At 36.7% G+C, this 15915-nt stretch carries 12 protein-coding genes; 1 reads left to right on the top strand and 11 read right to left on the bottom strand.

Translation table 11 applies throughout. The annotated features are described in order from the left end of the window. Positions 1-2 precede the first annotated feature (2 nt). The 9 genes from BMX49_RS06475 to BMX49_RS06435 all read right to left on the bottom strand — a co-directional run bounded on the left by BMX49_RS06475 (position 3) and on the right by BMX49_RS06435 (position 13268). Positions 3-1055 (bottom strand): hypothetical protein, encoded by a 1053-nt coding sequence (locus tag BMX49_RS06475; protein WP_034716676.1) that lies wholly within the window; start codon positions 1053-1055, stop codon positions 3-5. Between the two features lie 12 nt (positions 1056-1067). Continuing rightward, positions 1068-2690: an amidohydrolase gene (locus BMX49_RS06470; RefSeq protein ID WP_034716678.1), complete on the bottom strand. Its 1623-nt coding sequence runs from the start codon at positions 2688-2690 to the stop codon at positions 1068-1070. A 6-nt stretch (positions 2691-2696) separates the two neighbouring features. Then, a complete protein-coding gene (locus tag BMX49_RS06465) occupies positions 2697-3575 on the bottom strand; it encodes a glycosyltransferase family 2 protein (protein ID WP_034716680.1) in 879 nt (292 codons plus the stop codon). Between the two features lie 24 nt (positions 3576-3599). Then, on the bottom strand, positions 3600-6431 hold the full coding sequence (gene polA / locus BMX49_RS06460; protein ID WP_034716682.1) for a DNA polymerase I: 2832 nt from the start codon (positions 6429-6431) through the stop codon (positions 3600-3602). A 244-nt stretch (positions 6432-6675) separates the two neighbouring features. Continuing rightward, the gene (locus BMX49_RS06455; RefSeq protein WP_034716684.1) at positions 6676-7257 is read right to left on the bottom strand and encodes a phosphatase PAP2 family protein; all 582 of its coding nucleotides are present in this window, start codon (positions 7255-7257) and stop codon (positions 6676-6678) included. A gap of 1 nt (position 7258) precedes the next feature. Continuing rightward, positions 7259-7582: a Sec-independent protein translocase subunit TatA/TatB gene (locus BMX49_RS06450; protein WP_034716686.1), complete on the bottom strand. Its 324-nt coding sequence runs from the start codon at positions 7580-7582 to the stop codon at positions 7259-7261. Positions 7583-7677: 95 nt separating this feature from the next. Continuing rightward, positions 7678-8901, bottom strand: a complete 1224-nt coding sequence (locus BMX49_RS06445; protein WP_034716688.1) for a TCR/Tet family MFS transporter — start codon at positions 8899-8901, stop codon at positions 7678-7680. Positions 8902-9366: 465 nt separating this feature from the next. Beyond that, complete coding sequence (locus BMX49_RS06440) at positions 9367-12282, bottom strand: protein translocase subunit SecDF (protein ID WP_034716690.1); 2916 nt, start codon at positions 12280-12282, stop codon at positions 9367-9369. Positions 12283-12557: 275 nt separating this feature from the next. Continuing rightward, the gene (locus tag BMX49_RS06435; protein WP_034716692.1) at positions 12558-13268 is read right to left on the bottom strand and encodes a hypothetical protein; all 711 of its coding nucleotides are present in this window, start codon (positions 13266-13268) and stop codon (positions 12558-12560) included. Positions 13269-13450: 182 nt separating this feature from the next. On the opposite strand from BMX49_RS06435, the gene BMX49_RS06430 reads away from it, so the two are divergent. Then, positions 13451-14437, top strand: coding sequence for an SDR family oxidoreductase (locus BMX49_RS06430; RefSeq protein WP_034716695.1), 987 nt, complete (start codon positions 13451-13453; stop codon positions 14435-14437). A gap of 72 nt (positions 14438-14509) precedes the next feature. Here BMX49_RS06430 and BMX49_RS06425 read toward each other — a convergent pair whose 3' ends face one another. Continuing rightward, entirely contained in the window at positions 14510-15343 is an 834-nt protein-coding gene (locus BMX49_RS06425) for an arsenite methyltransferase (RefSeq protein ID WP_034716697.1), read from the bottom strand. A gap of 82 nt (positions 15344-15425) precedes the next feature. Then, positions 15426-15755 (bottom strand): ArsR/SmtB family transcription factor, encoded by a 330-nt coding sequence (locus BMX49_RS06420; protein WP_034716699.1) that lies wholly within the window; start codon positions 15753-15755, stop codon positions 15426-15428. Between the last annotated feature and the right edge of the window lie 160 nt (positions 15756-15915).

Genomic DNA, 15915 nt, shown 5'->3' with positions numbered 1-15915 from the left:
ATTTAAAGTAAAGATGTCAAGGTTTTTTCAAGTTGATTGCTTATTCTATTTCGGTTAAATTCCTTTTGAAAATCATAAGATTTCTCTAGATTGATACCAAAAATTTCTTGACCAAAATTTTGATTTGCATTAATGATAAACTCAAAATTTGATTGATAACTTTCTGGAAAGAAGGCGATTATTCCATACTTGATTGCATCACCAATATTACCACTCATTTTGGTTTCACCGTAGATTTCTTTATTGCTGAAGAACTCAGTCTCCCTTTGAATTGGGCACCACAAAACGTCAGCTTTATTCATCCAGTCATCGAAAATGTTTTGTGAAACTTTCTCCTTAAAAAATTTAATCGAAATATTTGTAGATTTTTCCAGTTCAAAACGCTGTAGCCAGCGAAGTTCTTTTCCCTGCGCTTTTCCTAAAAAGATAACTTGAACCAATCTATCAGAATTACGTTGCTGATGGTTAGTCAGCTCTTGAAGTACTTTTTTGTAATCTCTTCTTTGCTGCGATACCGCACCGGGAATTACAATTGTCAATATCCCCGACTTGTTCTGCTCGTGGTATTGATTGAAAAAAATGGGTAGATACGTAACTTTATCGTGAACTAAACCTTCATCTAAAACCAATAGATTTTTTGCCTTTTTAAAAACATCTTGAGCGGACAATAATTCTTCTTTCAACCAAAGCTTCAACCGATATTTAAAGTCTTTTTTAAAGATATTTTTAAACAACATAAATCGCGATATCTCAGTAAATTTCAGATTATGAACAATGATTGAAGTGTTGTATTTCTCCGCAATTACCTTAAATAAATTGAAATACCGATGAGCCGTTCCGATGATGATCAAATCATATTTTTGCTCATTCAAATGGTTCAACAATTCCGTACTTTCACTTAAATGAATATTGGAATGATGTTGACCGATTTGTTTAATAATTCCTTCGGAAAAATAGTAATCAACGTCAAACTCCTTTGAATCATGCATTAACTCCATGAAATTCTGCGCAATTTCTGCGTGAGTATCGAGTTCTATGTAGGCGACTTTTTTCACAATGAAGTTGAGCTAGAAAACTTTTTGGCCGTTGCTGAACGTTTCCAAAACTTTAGTATCCAAAATTTTCACTTCTGGAATGGTCATTAAATCTTGATCGACAATTATAAAATCTGCCGACTTTCCTACTTCCAAACTTCCTATTTCATTTTCTTGGAAGGCAGCTTTTGCCGCCCAGATCGTCATTCCACGAATCGCCTGTTCTCTGCTCAAAGCATTTTCTTTTTGAAATCCATTTGAAGGATAATGTTTCGAATCTTTTCTAGCTACCGCAGAATAGAAGGTTTTTAGCGGACTAATTTCCTCCACCGGAAAGTCGGTTCCCAAAGGTAGCCAACCATTTTGTTTCAATAAATCTTCGTACGCGTAAGAAAATTTTAAACGGTCTTTTCCTAACCGATCTTCCGCCCAATACATATCTGAAGTTGCATGAGTCGGCTGTACAGAAGGTATAATTGCATACTTACCAAATAAATCGAAATCGTTTTTATCGACAATTTGCGCGTGTTCAATTCTCCATCGTCGATCATTTTTCGTCCCTAAAACATCTCCATAAATTTGTAATATTGTTCTATTTGCAGAATCTCCGATGGCATGCGTACACATTTGCAAATCGCTATTCTTTAGTTTCTTTGCTAAATTTTCGAAATGAGTTCTTTCGCTTAAAAGAAATCCTCTCCATCCTTTTTTATCTGAATAATCATGAATTAAATTAGCTCCCCGCGAACCTAATGCACCATCAGAATAAACTTTAAACCCGCCAACTGTAATGTTTTTATTGGTGTATCTTCCTTTCTTTACCCAGCGATCATAGTAATCAGGATTGTCTTCCATCAGTGCAAAAATTTTCATTTGTAATTGATTTTGTGTTTGAGCTTTTTCTAAAAGTCCCAAAGTTCTTTCTGTAATTCCGCAATCGTGAAGAGAAGTTAATCCGTAAGAAAAACATTCTTTCTGTAAATCTGCAAAATACTGAATAGCCTCGTTATCCTCAATTTCCGGAATGTGTTTTTCAACCAACAACATGGCGTTATCAACTAAAATGCCCGTCAGTTTACCATTTTTAACTTCAATTTCACCACCCAAAATTTTTGAATCTTTTGTAATCCCAGCAATGTCAAGTGCTTTTTGATTTGCAACGGCAGCATGTCCATCAATTCTTTTTAAATAAACGGGACGGTTTGGAAATAATTGATCCAGTTTTTCTTTATTAGGAAATTCTTTAACTGGCCAATCATTTTGATCCCAACTTCTTCCGTACAGCCATTCTTTTGGGGCGGTTTTCGAATATTCAGAAATTTTGGTCACGATTTCATCCCAAGATTTAGTTCCCCATAATTCACATTTCCATTTATCGGTCGCGTATCCTGTAAAATGACAGTGCGCATCAATCAGACCCGGAAATACAGTTTTTCCCTGTATGTCTTGAATTTTTGAAGACGTGTAATTTTTAAGAATGTCCGCAGACTTTCCAACGGCAATAATCTTCCCGTTTGAAATCGCCATGGATTGTGCAATATCAAAATTTTTATTGACGGTATAGATTTTTGCATTAGTGATAATAAGATCTGCGTTTTTTTGCGCAATCAAAACGACTGACAAACAAACCGATAAAATGGAAATTAATTTTTTCATGACTATTTATTTTCTATTGAACATCTGTGTCCATCTTAAATTTCTGATATATTTTATTTCTTCTTTTGACAATGATCGATCTCCTTTCTGTTTTAAAAATGATTTTATTGTGGTGACAAACTCGCAAACTGATTTATTTTTTAGAGATGATTTAGCAGATGAAATCATTGTCAATGGTAAGTTCAGTCCAATATTATAAAAGTATTCACCCAACTTTTCAGCTTTCTGATTTTTGTATTGAAAAGCGGTTGGACGGAGATGTTTCACCCACAAATCTTTAATCGTGACTGTTTCCCAGCCATTTTTTTTAGCTAACATCACATCGATATTGTCCCAACCTAAAACCGGACGTAATCCATTCATAGCCTCGAAGCATTCCTTTCGATAAGATTTAATCGGTCCCCGAACATGATTTTTCGAAGATAAGTTTTCAAATTTCCATTGCTGTTTGGCATCTTTAAAATCAAAAGCCAAAGCCTTTTCAAAAATTGATTTCCTAATTTTCACCAAGCCAGAAACCATTCCTGCTTGTTCATTGGCTTCATAAACTTGATTAACTTTCTTTAGATAATTCGAGGGAAAAATAATATCTGCATCAAATTTACAAATGATATCATATTCTTTTATATCAACAGATTCTAATCCTTTATTAAAGGTACGAACTACTTTTGCTCCTGGTTCGTGCGTTGATGATTCTAAATTTTGAATTTTAAATTTTAAATTACCTCCAATAAATTCCTCCACAATTTGTTGGGTTTTGTCTGTAGATCCATCATTAACAATTACGCAGAAAAAATCTTGAAACAATTGTTGTTGCAAAGATTTCAAAGTGAAGAGAATGTTCTTCTCTTCGTTGTGCGTGGGAATGATGATGAGGAATTTCAAAATGTATCAGAAATTTATTAGATCTTAATGCGCTTCCAACCAATTATCTCCTACTCCAACCTCGACCAACAAAGGAACCGTAGTTTCATACGCCGATTCCATTTCTTTTTTAATTAAAGCGGTCACAGTTTCTAATTCTTCTTCTGGTGCTTCAAACACCAATTCATCATGAACCTGCAATAGCATTTTCGTTTTTAAATTTTGTTCGGTCAATTGCTCATCGATTTTAATCATTGCCAGTTTAATGACGTCGGCAGCACTTCCTTGAATTGGAGCGTTAACGGCGTTTCTTTCTGCATGCGCTTTAACTACAAAGTTGGCTGAATTAATATCTTTTAAATGTCTCTTACGATTTAATATGGTTTCGACATAACCCATTTCCTGCGCTTTTACGACTTGATTTGCCATGTATTTCTTCAACTTGGGATAAGTTTCAAAATAAGACTCAATCATTTCCTTGGCTTCTTTTCTGGACAGTCCGGTTTGTTCTGCTAAACCAAAGGCACCTTGTCCGTACAGAATTCCAAAGTTGACTGTTTTTGCTTGGGAACGTTGCGTTTTGGTTACTTCTTCTAAAGGAATATTAAATAATTTAGAAGCTGTGGAAGCGTGAATGTCTTCCCCATCCTGAAAGGCTTTAATCATATTCTCCTCTTCAGAAATTGCCGCAATTAAGCGCAATTCAATTTGAGAATAATCTGCCGCAATCAATTTATTTCCAGGGTTTGCAACAAATGCTCCTCGAATTTGCTGTCCGCGTAAAGTTCGGATTGGAATATTCTGTAAATTCGGATTTAAACTTGACAAACGCCCGGTCGCTGCTGTAGTTTGCGAGAAATTGGTATGTACGCGATGATCGTCTTTATCAATTTGTAATGGCAAGGCATCAACGTAAGTAGATTTCAATTTCTGATACGTGCGGTATTCCAATATATGCTGAATAATTTCGTGTTTGGAAGATAGCTTTTGCAGAATATCCTCGCCTGTGGCGTATTGCCCAGATTTCGTTTTCTTGGCTTTCGGATCCAGCTGCATTTTTTCAAATAAAACTTCACCCAACTGTTTCGGAGAATTCATATTAAATTTTTCACCTGACAATTCGAAAATTGTTTTCTCTAACTGACGCAAATCGTTTTCTAAATCGATACTTTCTTGGGCCAACCATTTTTTGTCGAGGGCAATTCCTTCCAGTTCCATCTTGGCAAGAACTTTCATTAAAGGCATTTCGACTTTAAAAAAGAGATCCTCTAAGTTTTCTATTTTCAATTGAGGTGCAAAAACTTGATAAAGCCGAAAAGCTAAATCGGCATCTTCACTTGCATATTCGGTTTGTTCCGCTAAAGAAATCGAACGTAAACTACTTTGGTTTTTCCCTTTTTTACCTACTAAAGATTCTAGTGAAATCGGCTTGTAATTCAAATACATTTCAGATAGATATTCCATCACATGTCGGCCATCTGGATTGAGTAAATAATGGGCAATCATGGTGTCAAAGAGTAAACCTTGAACCGAAATTCCGTAGAGTTTTAAAATTTTGTAATCAAACTTTATATTATGTCCAATTTTTAAAATATCCTTTTTCTCAAAAAACGGCCGGAAAATCTCCAGCGTTTCTAACACTTCGTCGCGATTTTCGGATAAGGGAATATAATAAGCTAAGCCGTTTTTATAAGAAAAACTTAGTCCGATTAATTCGGCTTCCATCTCATTTAAAGAAGTGGTTTCGGTATCGAAAGAAACGGCTTGTTGTTGCATCAGATTTCGAACCAACATATACTGCGCTTTTGGAGAATCGATATATTGGTATAAATGATCATTATCAAAAACGGTTTCCTTCGTCGTCGTCGCCTGGTCTAATTCTTCAAAGTTGGCAAACAAATCCAACTGCAGCGACTGATTCGCCGTAATTACTGGTTGTGGATTTGAAAGAGAAGGCTTACTGCTGGAAGTTCCATTTTCATTTGTGGAAGAAAATGCTCTGAATAAATTTTCATATAACCGACGGAACTCAATTTCATCAAAAACTTCTTTTACTTTTTCGAAATCTGGCGTATCTAGATCATATTGTTCCTGATGAAACTCAATCGGAGCATCACAAATGATGGTCGCTAACTTCTTGGAAAGAATCCCACGTTCAGCTGAATTTTCAACTTTCTCTTTTAATTTTCCTTTTAAATCTGCTGTATTCGCCAGTAGATTTTCAATGCTTCCGTATTCTTTTAAAAATTTCTTCGCCGTTTTTTCTCCAACACCTTCCAAGCCGGGAATATTATCTACCGCATCTCCCATCATGGCAAGAAAATCAATGACTTGTTTCGGATCTTCAATTTCATATTTCGCTTTTACTTCTTCAACGCCGAGAATCTCAAATTCTGCACCTTTTAAGCCTGGTTTATAAATCTTAACTCTGTCTGTAACCAATTGGGCAAAGTCTTTATCGGGCGTTACCATGAAAACTTCGTAACCTTCCTTTTCCGCTTTTACAGATAAGGTTCCAATTAAATCATCAGCTTCATAACCTTCTAAGCCTAAAATAGGAACATGCATCGCGTCTAAAATCCGATGAATATACGGAATGGCCAATTTTATAGCTTCGGGCGTTTCATTTCGGTTGGCTTTATAATCAGCGTAATCGGCAGTTCGAACGCTGGCTTGTCCGACATCGAAAACGACGGCCAAGTGTGTCGGTTTTTCACGACGGATTAATTCAATTAAAGAGTTGGTAAATCCAAATATAGCGGAGGTATCGATCCCTGTACTGGTCACTCGCGGACTTCTTATTAAAGCATAATATCCACGGAAAATCATCGCATACGCATCGATGAGGAAAAGACGTTTATCGTTATTTTCTGACATAGAAGCAAAGATATAAAAAAGATAGGAGGAGTGACATTTTCAAATTGAAGATTATATCGTTTTGAGAATGTGTGGATGTGAATATGTGAATATGTGAATATGTGAATATGTGAATATGTGAAAAATAAGAATTAAATTTTAACCATTAAGATTTTGGTTAAGGAGTTAAGATCATTAAGATTTCCTGCGGAAATTCAATGCTGCAAAAAAGATAGAGTGGAAAAGACACTTTTGCGGAATTAAATCAATTCTTGGCAGTAGAAGCTGAATTGTTCTGTTTATGAATAACCTTTAAAGCTAAGGTTGCAAAGAACCCGCCGGTGAAAAAGCCCATTAAAGAGCCCATTAAAATATCCAAAGGAAAATGGACACCTAAATATATACGGCTGTACGAAACAACGATTGCCCAAACGAATAAAAAGTAAGGCAGGAATTTGAATTTTTTATACAAAAGCAATGACATAAAAGTCGCAATGAAAAAAGTGTTAGCCGCGTGACTGGAATAAAAACCATACTGTCCGCCGCATTTTACAGCCCGCATCAATCCTGTAAGAGTAGGGTCGTGACAAGGTCTCAGGCGAAGGATTCCCGTTTTAAAGATTCCAGCTAACTGGTCGGAAACGGTTACGCCTAAAGCGATGAAGATTAAAATGAAAATTAAACTTCGAAATTTAAACGTTTTGAATAAGAGGTAAAGAAAGATGACGTAAAGGGGAACCCAGATCCAGGTTGCAGAAATCATGATCCACAATTGGTCAAACGGCGTGCTACCCAAATTGTTGAGAAAAAGAAAAATAGATTTATCTTCCTGAATCAGTTCGTGCATATTAACGGCTTACAGGTCCTTCGTGCGTTTCGCTTTCGGACAAATTAACTTTCGGCTCGTCGCGGTTGGCCATTGCCTCTTTTTCAAGATCAGCCATTGGATTAAAATCCATAGCAGCCTTCTTTACTTTTTCGATTTCTCTTTTAATCTCAGAGACTGGATTATCTGTTTCTTTCAGGATTTCCGTTTTCACGTCTTCCATGGCGCCACGCATCTTGCGCACTCCTTGTCCCAGATCACGCGCAATTTGCGGCAATTTATTCGGACCGAATAAGACAACGATTACCAAAGCAACCATGAGCATTTCACCTATACTTAACTCCATGGCGTAAAATTACAAAAGATTATGATATGGTTTTTCATTTTTAAAATTAATTTATTCTTAAAGTATCATCAAATTTCTAGCTGAATAGTGTTGAACTAGATCTTTTTCTTCCGGGGAAAAAGACGATTCACTAAAATTACACTGATTGCCATTAAAATAAATCCGAGGAAAAACGGTGCTCCCGGAAAGATAAAAGGCGCAGAATCATGGGTGAAATAATAAAAGATGTTGGTCATTAAAGGTGGACCAATAATCGCAGTAAAACTAATTAAACTTGCTAAAGCTCCCTGTAATTCTCCCTGTTCATTTTTCGGAACTTGCGCTGAGATGACTGATTGCAAGGCTGGTCCCGCAATGCCACCCAAACCGTAAGGAATTAGAAAAGCGAACATCATCCAACTTTCACTGGCAAAAGCGAAGAGAATTAAACCAACCGCGTAAAGAGCTAAGCCATAAACAATGGTTCTCTCATTTCCGAGTTTCGGTTGAATGAACCTAATCAAATATCCTTGAACCAAAGCCGCCATCAAACCGACGAATCCTAAGGAAAGCCCAACCACTTTTTCGGTCCAGCCAAATTTGTACATAGTGAAGAAAGTCCAGTTGGTTTGCACGGCATGTCCGGCAATATATACTAAAACTAGAGTTGAAATTAAGCCTAAAATTTCAGGATGTTTTTTCAGTTGCAATAATGATCCGACAGGATTCGCGCGTCGCCAATTGAACGGTCGACGGTTTTCTTTGTCGAGACTTTCTGGCAGAATAAACCAACCGTAAAGGAAATTAACCAAACACAAAGCAGAAGCAGCGTAGAAAGGAACTCGCGCGCCGTACTGTCCAAGAAATCCCCCGATGACAGGGCCGATAATAAATCCTAAGCCGAAAGCAGCCCCAATCATTCCGAAGTTTTTTGCGCGGTCTTCATCATTTGAGATGTCAGCGATGTAGGCGCTTGCGGTGGTAATGCTCGCACCGCTTACGCCAGACAGAATTCTACCGACAAAAAGCCACATAATTGTGGGTGCAATTGCTTGTATGAAAAAATTCATAGAGAATCCTAATAGAGATAGAAGGATAATCGGTCGCCGACCAAACTTATCGCTTAACCCTCCTAAAACGGAAGCGAAGATAAATTGGGTTCCAGCATAAGCAAAACTGATCCAACCACCATATTGTGCGGCAACGCTTAAATCATTGGTGCCAACTAACTCTTGAATCAATTTTGGTACAACTGGAATCACGATTCCCCACCCTGTAATATCTATTAACAAGGTGATGAAGATGAACCCAATAGCGGCAGATTTTTGCTTTTTTTTCATTGCGGGTGTAAAGATAGTTTTTTTGTAGTTTTTTTAAGGGATAACGTTGAAAGATAAAAGTTAAGAATTACTTTAACGCAAAGGACGCAAGATAATAGAATGACTTCTGCAAAATCGGTCGCAAAGGCACTTCGTTCAGCAAAGGGAAGGATGTAAAAGTAGTAGGTTTTTCTTTAAAATGTTAAACCGTATTTCTATGCGCTCAGAGGAAATATAAAACACAGGTTTTTTAATATTTCAAGACTTAAAATTCATGAAACGGTTGAGTATTTATGGCTTTGCAGCCCAACTCGAACGAAGCTCTTTTTTGCGCAACGCAGTGGAGTAAAAAAAGTGGGAGCCCTTCGGCAAGCTCAGGGTAAATTAAGGCGGAATTGTCTGCCCAAATTAAAAAAATTAGTCATCTATTTTAAACAAAAAAATGTCCCTCTTTCGAAGGACATTTGATATTTTAAAGAAAGTTTTTTACACTCTTTCTTCTGGAACTGCGATGTCGGTTGTTGTTCGACCGTGCAATTTTTCTTCTTTTCCTTTTCCTTTCAAGAAATCGTAAGCAATGGCCGACGAGATGAAAATGGAGGAATAAGTTCCAAATCCAATTCCAATTAAGAGCGCGAACATAAATCCTTTTAGGTTTTCCCCACCGAAAATGAAGATGGCAAGAATTACCAAAATAGTGGTGAATGACGTATTGAACGTTCTTCCCAATGTACTTGAAATCGAGTCATCAAATAGCCCGGCCAAAGTGAGTGATTTTTTCTCTCTCAAATATTCCCGAATCCTATCGAATACAATCACGGTATCATTAATGGAATAACCAAGAACCGTTAAGATTGCGGCAATGAAATCCTGGTTAATCTCCATGTTGAACGGCATGTATTTATGCAGCAACGAGTAAACTCCTAGAATAATAATCGCATCATGCGCAAGCCCCACAACTGCTCCTAAAGAGAACTGCCATTTGGTAAATCGCACCAAAATGTAGAGGAAAATACCGGCAAGCGCCGCAATTACAGCGAACATTCCGCCTCTCTTGATGTCGTCGGCAACGGTTGGCCCTACTTTCGTAGAGGACACAATTCCCGCATGAGAAGCATCCGCAGCTTTAAACTCTTGTAGAGTCATGTCTGCTGGAAGAGATTGCTTCAACCCTTCATATAGTTTTTGCTCGATGGTTTGATCGGCTTTCAACGATTCATCATCAATTAAATAATCGGTAGATATTTTCAGCTGATTTCCAGTACCAAACGTTTTTACTTCAACGGCTGATAATTTTCCATCTTCGGTTTTAAAAATCTTAATTAAAGATTCTTCGGTTTTGGTAGCATCAACTGGTTTATCAAATTTCACAACGTAGTTACGACCACCTGTAAAGTCAATACCATATTTGAATCCATTAACGTAAATGGAAACTAAACTTCCAACAGTAAGAACCGCAGAAATCATGTAAGCATATTTTCTTTTACCGATAAAGTCGATCCAAACATTTCTGAATAAATTCTTGGTTAAAGGCGTCCAAACAGAAAGACCTTTTCCTTTATTTAATCGTGCGAAAATCATTACTCTAGATAATAATACCGACGTAAAGAAAGTCATTAATATACCGATGATTAAGGTTACGGCGAATCCTTTAATTGGACCCGTTCCGAATATGTACAACACAACTGCAGTCAAAATCGTAGTCGAGTGACCATCAATAATTGCCGAAAGTGCATGTTTGAAACCATCTTTGTAGGCTTCGAGAATGTTTTTACCAGCGAAGAGTTCTTCTTTGGTCCGTTCATAAATAATTACGTTGGTATCGACCGCCATCGCCATCGATAACACAATCCCTGCAATACCAGGCAAAGTTAAAGTCGCATCAACAGAATCCATGATTCCGAAAATGTAGAATAAGTTGATGATCATTGCAATTACTGCGTAAACACCTGCCCCACCATAATAGAAAATAATATAGCAAACGATTACCAAAAAGGCGATTAAGAATGAAAGCATCCCTGCGTCGATGGATTGTTGCCCAAGTGAAGGTCCTACAACATCGGCCTGTACTACTTTCGCACTTGCTGGAAGTTTACCTGCACCAAGTACATTTACCAAATCCTGTGCTTCCTCTTGAGAGAAGTTTCCAGAAATCTGCGTTCTTCCGTTTGGAATTTCGTTAACAACATTTGGTGCCGTATAAACTACATTATCCAAAGAAACCGCTACCGATTTGTTGACGTTTTTAGCAGTCATGGCTTTCCATTCTCTAGAACCTTGCGAATCCATTTGCATGTCTACAACCACTCTACCCATTTCGTCATAGTTGACTCTGGCAGATTCTACCGCACCATCAACTGGGGCTTTTTGGTTGATATTTCCACGGATTGCGTAAAGCACTAAATTATTAGCGTCATTCGATTCTGGCTTATATCCCCACATGAACTGGGTATATTTAATGTTAGACGGACGAAGATTTTTAGCAATGTCTGAACTTAAAATTTTATTAATGGCTGCGGTATCCGAAAGTTTAATGTTACCAACACCACTTGATTTCAATGAGTTCAACTGAAGCATTTTCATTAAATCAGTGTTTTTCGCAACACCTATCGAATCACTTTTTGCAGAAACTACCGTTGATAATTGTTCTAAGTAAGGAATCACTTCCTGAATAGTTTGTACTTCCCAGAACTGTAATTTTGCAGAAGTCGCCAACATTTTCTTTACACGGTCGATATCTTTACTTCCTGGCATTTCCACAGAAATACGGCCAGTTCCCGGTACACGCTGAACATTCGGTTGGGTTACTCCCATTTTGTCAATACGCGTTCTGATTACTTCATAAGCAGAGCCTTCAGCGGAGTTTATTTTCTGGCGAATAATATTTCTAACCTCATCATCGGAGGTGTTGAATTTAATTTCTGTAAGGTTGGTGTTGCCGAAAAGTTCGGGATCAGCCAATTTAAGGTTGGTTCCTTTTTCCAAGTTTACGGCATCGAATTCCTTGAAAAAGTTATTGATGTAGGTACCGGCAGCAGTTTTCTGTGCTTTGTCCGTACGCTCCAAGGCTTCTAATAGAATTGGATTGGTAGAATACTGAGTTAAATCATTTACCAAATCTCTCTGGTTGATTTCCAATAGCACGTTAATCCCTCCTTTCAAATCCAGACCTAATTTCATTTGTCTTTCTTGAGCTCTTGAGTAATACAATTTTGTAAAACCAAGATTTAGAGTGTCTTTAGAAAGACGGGCAATTTCCTTGTTATATTTTTCGGGGTTGTCTCCCGCAATAGCAGTGGCTTGTCTTTCAACCTTACCAGCATACCATGTTGGTAACAATTCATTAAGACAAATAAGTCCCAAAATAATCGCAACCAGCTTAATAAGTCCTTTTCCTTGCATCGTTAATAGTTTACAACATTAAAATTATAGTCGGCAAATATAATGATTTTCAATATAATTAAGAATTATTTAACACCTCATTTTTAAATTTTCATAAAGGTGGCTTTGTAAAGCGTGTGGATACTGCTAAAAAGTTAAATACTTTATTGAATTATCGTGAATAAGATAGCCTTCATAAAGACTTTAAGGGAAAGAACGTCGGCTACTAATGAAATAATAGATTTCAAAAATCATAAAAAGGGTAACGAAAACACACTGCGGAAATGAACAATTAATTAGAGCGGATTTTTAATCGCTAATAAAACATAACCTAGATTTTTATCAAATTGGTAAAGAATATTCAGATCATAAATCATGGTTTTGTCGAAAATATCCGTTGCGTAATTTCTATTGTCCGTTTGTCCCCAGCCATCTGTATTTAAAAAAATTGATCTGAAATTTTTTGATTGTTTCACGGTTACTGGAATTGCCATGAACTCTTTTTTCGCCAGTTTAACGGTAGAATTTAAAGTGTAGGGAATCACATTGAACTGATTAGGCTCTAAAATTCTGAGCGTCCCATTTTCTTTGTAATACCTCTTCTTTTTTTCATTAAAATTATCGCTACCAAAAATATAGATTTTGTTTTCTTCTTCTCTTTTAATGTTGGCAATCAACTCTTCGTTGGTCCCGAAATATAAATCCAGAAAGATAGTAATCATTCCTCCATTGTCTTTTGTCTTATTAAGTTTGAAACAATTTGCTCCTAAATTTCGTGAATGAAACTTTGCGATTTCATAAACATTTGAAAAGAATTTTTTATCACCTGTACAACTTACCGTTGCAACAAAGGTGAAATCATCCAAAGGAGTTTTATCGTTGAGGAATTCAAACACTTCACTAGTACTAGGTTGTGAAAGTGAATCTTTTAAAGTAATGATATTGAATTCCTGAGAATAAATCAAAGAGAAAAATAGGAAGGTTAAAATTGATAAAATTTTTGACATATTATTTCTGTTTCAGATTAATGGTTGAATTTCAAATTTAGATAAATTACAGCGATTCTCTTCCAAAAAAACGGCAATTATTTACAGCATTATTTCTAAAAGCTTATTTAAATTCTATTTTAAAATCAATTGCACAGTAATTGATGGTACTATTTCATCATTAACATTTACAATCTATCATTATGGAAAATCAAGAAGAAACATACGGAGAATTACGCGGCAAAACAGTAGTCATTACCGGTGGAACAAGCGGCGTCGGTCGAGCTGCGGCCGAGGCATTTGCTTTAGAAGGATGCAACGTCGTAGTAGCAGCCCGAGGTCAGGAAGGTTTAGATGAAACCGTTGCTTTATGTCACGATTTAGAAGTCGTTGCCTTAGGCGTTCAAACCGATGTTTCTGATGCACAACAAGTTCGGCATTTGGCGGAACAGGCGCTACAGTTCAATGGTAGAATCGATATCTGGGTAAACAACGCCGGCGTTATGGCAAGCGGTAAGTTTGAAGAAATCCCTATTGAAACGATGGATCAACTAGTAAAAACTAATTTATTAGGATTTTTACATGGCGCTCACACCATTTTACCCATCTTTAAAAAACAGAAAGAAGGAATATTAATTAACAATGTTTCTATTGGCGGATGGATGCCAGCTCCCTATTCCACGGCATATTCGAGTACAAAATTTGGAATTCGTGGAATGGTTGAGGGGTTGCAAGGCGAAGTTTCTGATGAACCCAATATTCACATTGTTGGATTATATCCGGGAATTCAAAGATCAACTGGAAATTCGCATTCGGCAAAATATTCTGGTTTAGATTTTAAAATTCCACCGTTCTCGGTTGATCCACGCGAGTTAGCAGCACAAATGGTTGCAGCAGCAAAAAACCCAAAAAAAAGTATTATTACAGATGGTTATGCCCAAGTGATGAAAGTGTTGTACGGATTATTTCCAAAAGCGATTATCAACACCGCCTCGGCAGCTTTGCGATTGGCGATGAAACCCAATGCAGGCACCAATACGGATGGAAACGTCAATTATCCATCTAAAGATCCACTGAAAATTTATGGTGAAATGGCGCTTCCTGTTCCTTCCCGAAAAACAAAAACGGTGATGATGATGGCGGTTGGCGTTGCAATCGGTTATTTTTTCACCAAGGCAAAGAAAAAGTAATAATTAAATGAACGCAAAAGCAAAAAGCAAGAATTTTCTCTTGCTTTTTTTTATATCTAAAATCGAAAAAAATTAACAACAGGTTGGATTAGAGCATTCGTTCAGTTTCTCCGCATAAACCGTTATACTGAAAATAATATTCTTATTAGAATTGTACATTTCGATCTCTTGTTCGTTCAAATAGTTTTTCAAAATATCATTCGGAATAATGATTGGTTTTTCCTTTTGAAGAGTAATATTTTTAAATCCAGCATTTTTAATAATATTTAAATAATCTTCTTTTTGAATTGCACTCGCCACACAACCTGCATACATTTCGGCCGCATTCTTTATTTTCTCAGGAAGCTCGCCAGTCAAGACAATATCTGATATACTGAAATGTCCGCCTAGTTTCAAAATTCGGTGAACCTCGCTAAATGCTTTAGGCTTATTAGGAACCAAATTCATCACACAATTACTTACCACCACATCAGCAATATTACTCATGGTAGGAATATTTTCAATTTCGCCCAATCGAAATTCAACATTATTGTAGTTTAGTTTATCAGCATTCAATCTGGCTTTGTCAATCATTTCTGGTGTGAAGTCGATTCCGATTACTTTTCCAGTTTCGCCCGTTTCATGCCTTGCTATGAAACAGTCATTTCCCGCGCCACTTCCTAAATCTACCACTGTATTGCCAGATTTTATTTTGGCAAATTCAGTCGGTAATCCGCAACCTAATTTCAAATCAGCCTCAGCGCTGTAGCCTTCCAAATGATCGTATTCGTCGCTCATTACATTATATACTTCCGTCGTACAACCGCCACTTCCACAACAAGAAGAGGCATTTGTTTCTTTGTCTTGTAAAGCGATTTCACTGTATTTTTGCTTTACCATTTCTTTGATTTCTTCGTTGGTTTTCATGATGTTAGGTGTTGGATGATGGATGATGGATGATAGATGATAAATGATAGATTATAGATTATAGATGAAACGTTTTTGAAAATTAACAGCAAGAGATTCTTTCGGATAACTTTTCTGAAATTCCTTTAAAATAGAGGTGAAGTTTTTCAATCGTATTTTCATCAAGGCAATAACAGACGGAGTTACCCGCGATGGCGCCTTTAATAATTCCTGCATTTTTCATTTCTTTTAAATGTTGGGAAACGGTTGGTTGTGCCAGCGGAAGTTCGGAAACAATATCGCCACAAATGCATTCATTTACTTTTAAAAGATGTTCTAAAATTGCAATCCTAGCAGGATGTGCTAAAGCTTTTGCAATCTTTGCCATTTCATTCTGGTCTGCTGAAAAGTGGTGTGTTTTACTCGTGCCCATATTGCCATTTCTATATTGCAATATTACGATATAGTATTTAATTGAGGTGAACACTTAGATAGAAATTTAAAGTAATTCAATTTGAAGAAAATTGTTAAATAAAATTGATTCAAAACATGTTCTATTTTTATCAATGCTTAACCCAAGCTAAGTTTAAGCG

Origin of the sequence: Kaistella antarctica (assembly GCF_900109615.1) — a bacterium.
GTDB classification, from domain to species: domain Bacteria; phylum Bacteroidota; class Bacteroidia; order Flavobacteriales; family Weeksellaceae; genus Kaistella; species Kaistella antarctica.
The sequence above is the reverse complement of the archived record's forward strand: the minus strand, read 5'-3'. Positions and strand labels throughout refer to the sequence as shown.

Excerpts from the sequence above, each read along its gene's own strand:
- BMX49_RS06470 (WP_034716678.1), bottom strand. The coding sequence starts at position 2,690 with ATGAAAAAATTAATTTCCATTTTATCGGTTTGTTTGTCAGTCGTTTTG.
- polA (WP_034716682.1), bottom strand. The coding sequence starts at position 6,431 with ATGTCAGAAAATAACGATAAACGTCTTTTCCTCATCGATGCGTATGCG.
- BMX49_RS06455 (WP_034716684.1), bottom strand. The coding sequence starts at position 7,257 with ATGCACGAACTGATTCAGGAAGATAAATCTATTTTTCTTTTTCTCAAC.
- BMX49_RS06450 (WP_034716686.1), bottom strand. The coding sequence starts at position 7,582 with ATGGAGTTAAGTATAGGTGAAATGCTCATGGTTGCTTTGGTAATCGTT.
- BMX49_RS06445 (WP_034716688.1), bottom strand. The coding sequence starts at position 8,901 with ATGAAAAAAAAGCAAAAATCTGCCGCTATTGGGTTCATCTTCATCACC.
- BMX49_RS06440 (WP_034716690.1), bottom strand. The coding sequence starts at position 12,282 with ATGCAAGGAAAAGGACTTATTAAGCTGGTTGCGATTATTTTGGGACTT.
- BMX49_RS06435 (WP_034716692.1), bottom strand. The coding sequence starts at position 13,268 with ATGTCAAAAATTTTATCAATTTTAACCTTCCTATTTTTCTCTTTGATT.
- BMX49_RS06430 (WP_034716695.1), top strand. The coding sequence starts at position 13,451 with ATGGAAAATCAAGAAGAAACATACGGAGAATTACGCGGCAAAACAGTA.
- BMX49_RS06425 (WP_034716697.1), bottom strand. The coding sequence starts at position 15,343 with ATGAAAACCAACGAAGAAATCAAAGAAATGGTAAAGCAAAAATACAGT.
- BMX49_RS06420 (WP_034716699.1), bottom strand. The coding sequence starts at position 15,755 with ATGGGCACGAGTAAAACACACCACTTTTCAGCAGACCAGAATGAAATG.